Source organism: Hyphomonas sp., assembly GCF_041689225.1.
Lineage (GTDB): Bacteria > Pseudomonadota > Alphaproteobacteria > Caulobacterales > Hyphomonadaceae > Hyphomonas.
On record NZ_JBDNGN010000076.1, the window covers coordinates 1 to 9,887 of the forward strand.

The 9,887-nt window shown below is 60.5% G+C and carries 10 protein-coding genes and 2 tRNA genes; 3 read left to right on the top strand and 9 right to left on the bottom strand.

From position 1 onward, the window contains the following. Nucleotides 1-526: 526 nt before the first annotated feature. Both ACESNB_RS07305 and tesB read right to left on the bottom strand, forming a co-directional pair. A tRNA-Pro gene (locus ACESNB_RS07305) sits at nt 527-603 on the bottom strand. Nucleotides 604-731: 128 nt separating this feature from the next. Continuing rightward, nucleotides 732-1,604, bottom strand: coding sequence for an acyl-CoA thioesterase II (gene tesB / locus ACESNB_RS07310; RefSeq protein WP_373005814.1), 873 nt, complete (start codon nt 1,602-1,604; stop codon nt 732-734). A gap of 179 nt (nt 1,605-1,783) precedes the next feature. Between tesB and ACESNB_RS07315 the strand changes: the two genes are divergently transcribed. Beyond that, complete coding sequence (locus ACESNB_RS07315; RefSeq protein ID WP_373005816.1) at nt 1,784-3,571, top strand: long-chain-acyl-CoA synthetase; 1,788 nt, start codon at nt 1,784-1,786, stop codon at nt 3,569-3,571. A gap of 6 nt (nt 3,572-3,577) precedes the next feature. Here the strand turns inward: ACESNB_RS07315 and ACESNB_RS07320 are convergent, their stop codons facing one another. From ACESNB_RS07320 to proB, 3 genes are read right to left on the bottom strand one after another with little or no spacing between them, the layout of a single operon-like run. Continuing rightward, complete coding sequence (locus ACESNB_RS07320; RefSeq protein WP_373005818.1) at nt 3,578-5,044, bottom strand: RimK family protein; 1,467 nt, start codon at nt 5,042-5,044, stop codon at nt 3,578-3,580. Then, nucleotides 5,041-5,520, bottom strand: coding sequence for a GNAT family N-acetyltransferase (locus tag ACESNB_RS07325; RefSeq protein WP_373005820.1), 480 nt, complete (start codon nt 5,518-5,520; stop codon nt 5,041-5,043). Before ACESNB_RS07325 ends, ACESNB_RS07320 begins: the two co-directional genes overlap by 4 nt. Beyond that, complete coding sequence (proB, locus tag ACESNB_RS07330) at nt 5,517-6,632, bottom strand: glutamate 5-kinase (protein ID WP_373005822.1); 1,116 nt, start codon at nt 6,630-6,632, stop codon at nt 5,517-5,519. The genes ACESNB_RS07325 and proB overlap by 4 nt, the downstream gene beginning before the upstream one ends. 89 nt (nt 6,633-6,721) lie before the next feature. Between proB and ACESNB_RS07335 the strand changes: the two genes are divergently transcribed. Then, entirely contained in the window at nt 6,722-6,952 is a 231-nt protein-coding gene (locus ACESNB_RS07335; protein WP_373005824.1) for a hypothetical protein, read from the top strand. 17 nt (nt 6,953-6,969) lie between these two features. On the opposite strand, the gene obgE is transcribed toward ACESNB_RS07335, so the two are convergent. The 4 genes from obgE to ACESNB_RS07355 all read right to left on the bottom strand — a co-directional run bounded on the left by obgE (nt 6,970) and on the right by ACESNB_RS07355 (nt 9,614). Then, nucleotides 6,970-8,004: a GTPase ObgE gene (obgE, locus tag ACESNB_RS07340; protein WP_373005826.1), complete on the bottom strand. Its 1,035-nt coding sequence runs from the start codon at nt 8,002-8,004 to the stop codon at nt 6,970-6,972. Nucleotides 8,005-8,013: 9 nt separating this feature from the next. Next, complete coding sequence (locus ACESNB_RS07345) at nt 8,014-8,541, bottom strand: GNAT family N-acetyltransferase (RefSeq protein ID WP_373005828.1); 528 nt, start codon at nt 8,539-8,541, stop codon at nt 8,014-8,016. Between the two features lie 123 nt (nt 8,542-8,664). After that, nucleotides 8,665-8,934 (bottom strand): 50S ribosomal protein L27, encoded by a 270-nt coding sequence (gene rpmA / locus ACESNB_RS07350; protein ID WP_340693601.1) that lies wholly within the window; start codon nt 8,932-8,934, stop codon nt 8,665-8,667. Nucleotides 8,935-8,972: 38 nt separating this feature from the next. Next, nucleotides 8,973-9,614 carry a 50S ribosomal protein L21 gene (locus tag ACESNB_RS07355; RefSeq protein ID WP_373005831.1) on the bottom strand — a complete coding sequence of 214 codons (642 nt, stop codon included), beginning with the start codon at nt 9,612-9,614 and terminating at the stop codon, nt 8,973-8,975. Nucleotides 9,615-9,794: 180 nt separating this feature from the next. On the opposite strand from ACESNB_RS07355, the gene ACESNB_RS07360 reads away from it, so the two are divergent. Further along, nucleotides 9,795-9,884 (top strand) — tRNA-Ser (locus ACESNB_RS07360). Nucleotides 9,885-9,887: the final 3 nt, after the last annotated feature.

Below are 9,887 nucleotides of genomic sequence, written 5' to 3' on the forward strand. Positions count from 1 at the left end.
CTCACATTACCGTTTCTGTCGGCATGCTCCAATACCCGAAGTTTACGCCCAATCTCTCGCTGATCGCTGTTCATTGAAACCACCTTCCTTCCCCAGCGGGGATATTAAAGAAGGTGTCTCGCTGAATTGTACATATCTACACAGTTTCGCGTTCGTCTTGCTGCCGTCGGGTTTCACAATCTGGAGCTTGTGGGCTGCACAGCCATTCGGCGTGATGGCCGGGAACAGTTTCGGGACCTCCGTGTCCCAGTGGCGCACCTTTGTCGCCCCGTCATGCGCCCTGATAAGGCGCTGAACATTGGTTTGGGTGAGTTTGAGTCTGTTATTGGCCATGTCTTCTTGCTCTCTTTCGAGTCTGAAGACGGCGGCTTTCAAGCCCTGAGCCACCCAAGCCACCTCGGGAAGTCGGAATTTGTCCGGCTTTGTCCGAATTAGTCGCAAAGCAGAAAGGTGCGACTTCCGCGTGGAGGGGCTGGTATTTACAGGGAAATCTCAAGAAGTGCGGGGGTTCTGCCCGCTGAGAAAATGGTCGGAGCGAGAGGATTCGAACCTCCGACCCTCTGGTCCCAAACCAGATGCGCTACCAGGCTGCGCTACGCTCCGGAGTCCCGTAATAATGGGAGCGCCGCCGGGCGCAAGCCCTTTTCAGCTGTTATTCGCAACAGATTTGCTGCGGACGCGAAAATCCCACTCAAACAGGGCGATATTGTCAGACGCAACGGCTGAAAAGCTCAGCTCTTCGGCTTTTTCTGCCGCATCAGGCCTTCCTGCGCCACGCTGGCGACCAGTTTTCCGTCCTGATTATAGATGCTGCCCCGGTTGAAGCTTCGTCCGCTGCCCGCAAAGGGGCTGTCCATCGCATAAAGGTGCCAGTCGGAAAACCTGACCGGCGCGTGGAACCAGATCGCATGATCCAGGCTCGCCGACATCAGCTTCGGATCGAACCAAGTCAGGCCGTGGGGGCGATTGCCGGTGCCAAGCAGGCTCATGTCAGAGGCATAGGCCAGCAGGCATAGGTGCAGCGCGGGATCGTCGCCGACTTCCCGGGCGACCCGGAACCAGACTTGGTGCGTGTCGCTGGCCGGTTCGGGGTGGAACAGGTCCAGCGGGGTGACGTCACGCATCTCGATATCACGCTCGCGGGTAAATTCATGGCGCAGCTTTTCCGGTACGTTGTCGGCGATTTCAATTCGCCGCTCGCGCAGGCCTTTCAGCGCCTCGGGGGGTGGCACGTCCGGCATGTCGTGCTGGTGTTCCCAACTATCCTCGGGCATCTGGAAACTGGCGGCCAGGTTGAAAATCTGCTTGCCGTGCTGGATCGCGACCACGCGGCGTGTCGTGAAGCTGCCGCCGTCACGGGCATGGTCGACCTGATAGATGATCGGTACTTTAGGGTCGCCTGGCCGGATAAAATAAGCGTGCAGCGAGTGGCACGCCCGGTCGTCCGATACCGTACGCTGGGCTGCCACCAGCGCCTGCGCGATCACCTGGCCGCCGAAGACACGCTGGTTGGCACGCTCGTCCGGGCTTTGGCCACGGAACAGGTCATGCTCTAGGCGCTCGATGTCCAGCAATTCCAAAAGATCTCCGACAGGATCAGACATTGCGCACCCTCCGCTTCGCATCCGCAGCAACTACCAGAGACGCCACAACCTGCAAACCCGTCTTTGCGTTCCGGCTGGCGAACGCCCTTTGACAATCCCGGTGATCCCGCGTTCACCTTGTCACGCTGCGGTTTTCATATGAAATGAACCGCCTGACCTGATCCGAGGATGTCTCCTACATGAATTTCGTCTCCATGCTCGCCCGTGAAATCAAATATTACCTCGCCGTTCGGGGACTTACAAAATGGACTGGCGACATCAGCCCGGATTCCGAAAACCTGGTCGCGGACAGTATCGAAGCGGTGGTCGACAGGCATGGCGCCAATGTCGCTTTCCGGTTCGAGGGCACGCTCACCACCTATGACGAGTTCGATGCCCGTGCCAATCGCATCGCCAATTGGGCACTCGAGCAGGGACTTGCAGCCGGAGATTGTGTCGCGCTGTTCATGGAGAACCGGCCCGACTATGTCGCTACCTGGTACGCCATGTCCAAGATCGGCGTTGTCGTGGCGCTCATCAATTCAAACCTCGAAGGCGACTCGCTTGCCCATTGCATCAATATTTCCGACGCCAAATTCATCATCACGGGAACAGAACAGGATGATGTGATCCGGAACTCGCAAAGCCTGTTCACCGCGAATCCGCCTGTCTGGACGCAGGGCGGTGGCGAGGGAAGTGACCTCGATGCGCTACTGGCGGGCGTACCGGCGACGCGGCCCTCGCGCGAACATCGCGCCGCCCTGCGCGGCCGCGACCTTTGCCTCTATGTCTACACGTCCGGCACGACCGGCCTGCCCAAGGCTGCGAAGCTCACCAGTGCCCGCACCCTGGGCATGATGAGCACCTTCATCGCGCCGTGCCATATCACCGAGCGCGACCGTATCTATCTCACCTTGCCGCTGTATCATGGCACGGGCGGTCTCTGCGGTGTTGGCCAGGCACTGATGACGGGTGCGTCGATCATCCTGCGGCGCAAGTTCTCTGCCAGTGCCTTTTGGGAAGAGGCGACCGATGAGGGCGCCACGTCCATTGTCTATATCGGCGAGCTTTGCCGCTATTTGCTGAACCAGCCGCCACATCCAAAAGAGCGCGCCCACATGATCCGGACGGGATTCGGAAACGGTCTGCGCCCGGAAGTCTGGGCCGCGTTCCTCGAACGCTTCAACATTCCGCATCTCTGCGAGTTTTACGGCTCGACTGAGGGCAATGTCAGTTTCTTGAACTTTGACGGCAAGGTCGGCGCTGTCGGCCGTATTCCGGGCTGGCTGGAGAAGCAGTTTGCGAACATCGCGTTCGTGAAGTTCGACATCGAATCAGAAGAGCCCGTCCGCAATGCTGAAGGCTTCTGCATTCGCACTGATGTGGATGAACCAGGGGAAGCGCTTGGCCTGATTGGTGACGATGTGCGTAATCGGTTCGAAGGCTATAATGACGAGCTGGCGACCAAGAAGAAGATCCTGCGCGACGTGTTTGAAAAGGGCGACATGTGGTTCCGTACTGGCGACCTGATGCGCAAGGACAAGGACGGCTATATCTATTTTATCGACCGGATCGGCGACACTTTCCGCTGGAAGGGCGAGAATGTCTCGACCAACGAAGTCGGCGAGGCCCTGTCCGCCATGTCGGGAATTGCCACGGCCAATGTCTACGGCGTGGCCATACAAGGATATGATGGCAAGGCAGGCATGGCCGCCATCACGACTGACGGCGACGTCGACTATGACAATCTCTACAAGGCGCTCGGCGAGAAGCTGCCGCCTTATGCCATCCCGGTTTTCATCCGTGTTCAGCGCGACGCCGAAACGACCGGTACGTTCAAGTACCGCAAGGTCGAACTGGTCAAGGAAGGCTATAATCTGGACCAAGTGACCGACCCGATCTGGATGTATCATCCCGAGCGCAAGGAATACGTGCTGTTTACGCACGATCGCTTTGAATCGCTCCGGTCGGGCGCCTTCAAGTTCTGACGCTTGTCAGGTGCGGCCCATGCGCTGTTCGAGGCGTGTGGAGAACCACGAGATGATGCGGCGCCAGATTTCATCCTTCATCACCGCGCCCTCGACATCATGGTCGATGCTGGGATTGTCATTGATCTCGATGATCACGACGCCCTTGTCGGTTTCTTTCAGGTCCACGCCGTAGAGCCCGTCGCCGATCAGGCGCGCTGCGCGCACGGCTACATCAACAACATCGGGCGGGGCGTCTTCCACAGGCATCGTCGTGAATCCGCCTTCAGTCGTCTTGCCGCCGGGGGCGTGCTTGACGATCTGCCAGTGGCCACGTGCCATGCGATACTGGCAGGCATAGAGCGGCTCGCCATTCAGCACGCCGATGCGCCAGTCAAACTTGGTCGGCATGAATTCCTGCGCGATGACCAGTGCGGTGTCATCGAACATGCCTTTCACAGCCGTCTTGAGTTCGTCCAGTGACGTCGCCTTGACCATATGGTTGCCGAAAGAACCGTCCGGCGTTTTCAGGATCACCGGAGACCCCAATCGTTCGAATACGACGGCAAGGTCGGTTTTCTCGTCGAGGATTTCGGTCCGGGGAATCGGCAGGCCGGCCTTCTCCAGGATTTCCTTGAGGTAGACCTTGTTCGTGCACCGGATCATCGAGTGCGTGTCGTCGATTACCGGCATGCCTTCCTGCTCGGCACGGCGTGCGAACCGATAGGTAAAATTGTCGATCGAGGTGGTCGCGCGAATGAACAGCGCATCGAATTCGGCGAGGCTCGTCAGGTCCGACGGCTCGATGATCTCGACTTCCACACCCATCTTTGCGGCCACATCGGCCAGCCGCTTGATCGACGCCGGTTTGGACGGCGCATGTTGTTCCTTCGGGTCGACCAGCACGGCGAGCGACCACTTGGCCGGGGCCTTGGTCTTTGGGGCACTGATCCGGCCGCTCGTATAAGTCGCCATCGACTCGAGGAAGAAGTCGCGACGCGCATCCTTCAGCTTGTGCGGCGATACCATGCGCACCCGTGAAATACCGCTGGGCGCACTGTCGTCAAATTCCACTTCCAGGGCAGGGGTCCGGAACCAGTCCGAAACTTCCCGCGCCAGGCGCTCATAGCCAGCCACTTCGGATTTGGAGAACGCCACGAACAGGCTGTCTATTTCCGGTGCGCCCCTGGCCCGCGCCTCGCGCAACCGTTCGCCAAGGTCGGGCAGGGCGTGAGCATAGAGCCCCTTGGCCGACAGCTCGACCATGGTCTGAACGCTCGGGCTCACCCTGTGACCGCGCGCTTCGCCGAGCAGCGACGCGTAATAGCCTTCGGACTGGTAGGAATAGGAGCGCGACAGGTTGAGGATATAGGGCCGCCGCCCGGCAAACAGGCCCGGCTTGGAGATGTAATCACTCACCCGCAGCACTTTGTGGGGTGTCTCGGCCTGCGAAATATCGCTCGCCGATTCGACGAGTATGACCCAATCGGTCATCGGCCTGAACTCGCCGAACTGCCCAAGGGCTTCTCCATCCGCACTGCGGTCTCTCCATTCGGGTAATAGCCAGCGACGCGCGCAATTACGCGATATCCGCTGCGCTCGTATAGCAGAATAGCATGCTGGTTCGATTCGCGCGCTTCCAGTCTCATTCGGTCATAATCTTTCTCGGCCGCAGCTGCTTCACCCACTGCCATCAACTGCCGGGCGATGCCCTTGCCCCGCAGGTCCGGGGTCACTGACAGCGTGTATAGACGCGCCACCCGACTGCCCGTCCGGAACAGCAACACCGCTGCCCCGACAAGGGTTCCGCCTGATACCGCAACATGCGAAACTGTATTGCCGTCCAGCAATCGCCGCCAGGTGCGCCGCGGGAACCGGTCTTCCTCGGGAAAGGCTTCTTCAAGGCGGACCAGATCATCGAGGTCACCGACTGATGCGGGTCGGATTTCCATCTGTCCGGCATCACTCATACGCGCACCATGTCGTCCCGGTGGATCACCGCTGGGCGGCCGCGATACCCGAGAGCCGCTTCCACATCCTCGCTCTGGAGGCCGACAATGCGCAGGATGTCGGCAGAGCCGTAAGAGGTGACGCCCTTGGCGATGACGTCGCCGCCATCGTGCCTTACCGTCACCGCAGCGCCCCGCTCGAACACCCCATCCACACCCGTCACGCCCACGGCCAAAAGGCTGGCGCCCCCCTGCAACGCCCGCGCCGCACCGGCATCGACCCGAATCGTACCTTCGGGCTTCAAATGGCCCATCAGCCAGGCCTCGCGGGCCCGCGCAGGCGTAATGTCCGCAACGATCAGCGTTGCCAGCGCGCCATCCTCGATGGCCCGCAATGGGTGGTCCCGGTTGCCGCGCGTGATGATCGTTGAACATCCCGCCGCATGTGCGATCCGGGCTGCCGTCAGCTTGGTCACCATGCCGCCCGAGCCGACGCCGGAGGCCTGGTTAGCGCCCGTCGCCATCGCGTCATGTTCGGCTGAAAGTGATGTCAAAACAAGGATGTGCGTCGCGTGTGGATCCGAATTCGGGTCGGCTGTGTAGAGCCCGTCTATGTCCGATAGCAGCACCAGAAGATCGGCTCCCATCATCTGTGCCACCCGCGCTGCCAGCCGGTCATTGTCGCCATAGCGAATCTCGTCTGTTGCGACCGTGTCATTTTCATTGATCACCGGAACAATGCCTGCATCCAGCAATGTATCGAGCGTGGCCCGCGCATTCAGCCAGCGCCGCCGGATTTCCGTGTCGCTGAGGGTCAGCAGCGCCTGTCCAACCGTGATGCCATGCGGCGAAAACGCGCCTGCCATCGCCGCCATGAGTCGCGGCTGGCCAATGGCTGCCGCTGCCTGCTTCTGGTCGAGCCGGGCAGGTGAGGGCGAACCGAGATCGACCCGGCCGAGGGCCACTGCGCCGGACGAGACGAGAATCACCTGCTTGCCCCGTGCCCTCAGGTCCGCAATGTCCGAAGCGAGCCGTGCGAGCCATTCCGTTCGCGCGGCGCCGCCGTCTGCGATCAGCGCCGAGCCGGTCTTGACGACGATACGCCTGGCTGCCTGGAAAGGACTGTCTGTCATGCGATGCCCCCAATCCTGTGCTGGTAATTTTTGTCGCCTTGTGCTGTGTGGGCTGTCAATCCAGCCCCTTTTTCGACAAGGCCCGTTCCATGCCCCAATTCGACATGATCCAGATTTCGCGCGAAGCCGCAGCCGGCGCGGACATTCTTGAGCACACGGCCGGCACGCCCGTGCGCGAAGGCGGCGGGGACGAGACGTATCGCTGTGGCGGCTGCAAGACCAAGCTCCTGGTCAATGTCGGTCACCATGACGCGCACGGTGTCATCGTGAAGTGCGGCAAGTGTGGGCGGCTGAACACAGAGCCGCACCATCATCACTAGCTGACCCGGTCTGCCAGTCAGGGCGCCCATGACTCGTCGTCTCCAGAGGCGTCGAGCTCGGCCTGCATGCCGAGTTGTTTCACGATCTCGAACAGGGTTTCACGTACGCCGGCACCCGTGGCTCCGGACAGCAGCAGCGGCTTGCCCTTATAGGCCTTTTTCAATTGCTTGGCCTGTTCGGCGACAAGTTCCGGATTCAGCGCGTCGATCTTGTTGAGCGCGACGATCTCCGGGCGTTCGGCGAGTTCCGGGCTGTAATCCTCAAGTTCCTTGCGGATCGTGCGATAGGCGCCTGCCGGATCGTCCTGCGTGCAGTCGATCAGGTGCAGCAGCACCTTGCAGCGTTCGACGTGTCCCAGGAACCGGTGTCCCAGTCCCGCGCCCTCTGCCGCGCCTTCGATCAGGCCCGGAATATCGGCTAGCACGAAGCGCGTGTTCGGGCCGAGATCGACGACACCAAGACCTGGGTCCAGCGTCGTGAACGGATAGTCGGCAATCTTGGGATTGGCGGCAGTCACAGCGCTTAGGAAGGTCGACTTGCCGGCATTTGGCAGTCCGACAAGGCCGGCATCCGCGATCAGCTTCAGGCGCAGCCAGAGCCAGCGCTCTTCGCCTTCCTCGCCGGCATTCGCCCGGCGCGGGGCCTGGTTGGTCGATGATTTGAATCGCAGATTGCCCCAGCCGCCATTGCCGCCGGTCGCCAGCAACACGCGCTGGCCTAATTCGGTCAGGTCAACGATCAGCGTTTCCTGGTCATCCTCGAATATCTGGGTGCCGACCGGCAATTTGAGCGTGACGTCGTCGCCCTTGGCGCCTGTGCGCTGCTTACCCATGCCATGGCCGCCGCGCTTGGCCTTGTGGTGCTGTTGGTAGCGATAGTCGATCAGCGTGTTGAGGCCGTCCACGGCTTCCGCCCAGACATCCCCGCCGCGCCCCCCGTCACCCCCGTCAGGGCCACCATATTCGACAAACTTCTCACGCCGGAACGAGACACAGCCCGCGCCGCCGCCACCGGACTTGATATAGACTTTGGCTTGGTCAAGAAATTTCATCGGTTTCTCTTACGCGTTTTGCGCGATCCGCGCCATGTACAAGTGATCTACCATTTCGCCCCGGCCGAGGCAGAAAACCGGATTTCGTCCGGCATTCATGAAGCCCAGTTTTTGCAGCACGCGTCCCGATCCCGGGTTGTCCGCGAAATGACCGGACACAAAGGCCCGTTCGCCGCGCTGTTCGAGCCATTCCAGCAAGGCGCCGACAGCCTCCGTCATGAGGCCCTTGCCCCAGGCTTGCGGCGCCAGCCAGTATCCGACCTCGAAGGGCGAACTGGTGTCGCTGCGATTCGCGCCCGTCACGCCGACCAACTGACCGTCCAGCTCGATCGCCCGAACATGATCGGTATCGCGGGCCGCGCCGGCATCATGCCTTGCGATCCATGCGAGGGTTTGCGCCTTGGACTGGTTGGGTGCCACCCGAGCCAGCATCCTGTGCACGCGCGGGTCCTGGATGATGGCGGTTATTGGGCCTGCATCAGTAGGCCTCACCGGGCGAAGCAGCAATCTCGCGGTCCTGATCTCTTGACTCATCATCGCCTCCTCGGGGCAGGACAAGGTCAGGGGAGGGCAAAGAAAAAGGGGAAGCAGTGGCCTGCCTCCCCTTCGGAATGATCGACATACGATCCGGCCACGTTCCCGCGGCCGCGCTGTCAGCCGCTATTCTGCTGCGTTGGCGAGCGGTACAATATTTACATACATGCGGCCGCCGGTCTTCTTGGCGAACTCGATGTTGCCTTCGGTCAGCGCATAAAGCGTGTGATCGCGGCCCATGCCGACGCCTTTGCCGGGATATTTCTGGGTGCCGCGCTGGCGCACGATGATATTACCCGGAATGACATGCTCGCCGCCATATTTCTTGACGCCAAGGTATTTCGGGTTCGAGTCGCGACCGTTACGTGACGAGCCGCCTGATTTTTTATGAGCCATACTGTGCTCCTGTCCTGTCTGAAGGGCTTATAGCGCCCTTATGCGTCCTTGGCGAATTCTTGGGCCTGAGCGACCCAACCGTCTTTTTCGAAACGGCCTGTCAGGCTCAGCTGTTCTTCGAGTTCGGTGATCTGAGCAGCCGTCAGAGCCGCGATCTGCGCAAACGTCGTGATGCCGGCAGCATTCAGCTTCTTTTCGAGGGCTGGGCCGACACCGGTCATCTTTTTCAGATTGTCGGCTGTCGCTGCATCAGCTGCTGGCGCGGCCTTCGGAGCCTCGGCAACAGCGGTTTCAGCCTTGGGCGTAGCAGCTTCAGCTTTCGGAGCAGCGGCTTTCTTAGGCGCGGCTTTCTTGGCTGGCTTGGTGCCGTCAGCATTGATCGACGTGATCGTCACGGTCGTCAGGTGCTGTTTGTGGCCGATTGTACGGCGATATGTCTGGCGCTGGCGCTTTTTGCGCGTGATCAGCTTGGGACCGCGCATGTGCTCGGAAATCTCGGCGGAAACGGTGGCGCCGACCACGAGGGGCGCGCCAACCGTAACGGAATCGCCGCTTCCCAGCATGAGGACGTTGTCAAACGTCACGTCGTTACCGGCTTCAGCATCCAGCTTCTCGATGACGATCGTGTCGCCCTCGGAAACTTTGTACTGCTTACCACCTGTCTTGATGACCGCGAACATGGGTCTCATCCTTCCGGCATGAAATCGAAATGAAATATGCGCGAAACCGTCGCCGGTCCGCGCCTGAACCGGGGGTAGACACCAAAGCGGACCGGCTGTCAAATGTCATCTTCAGACGATTTCAGGTGGTTGAAATCCTCGCCCAGCCAGTATAGGTCACCACGCTTCCTACCACGGCGCGGAGAGATGCTAGAGTGGTTGAATAGGCTAGTCTCGAAAACTAGTGAGCTCGCAAGGGTTCCCAGGGTTCGAATCCCTGTCTCTCCGCCAGCC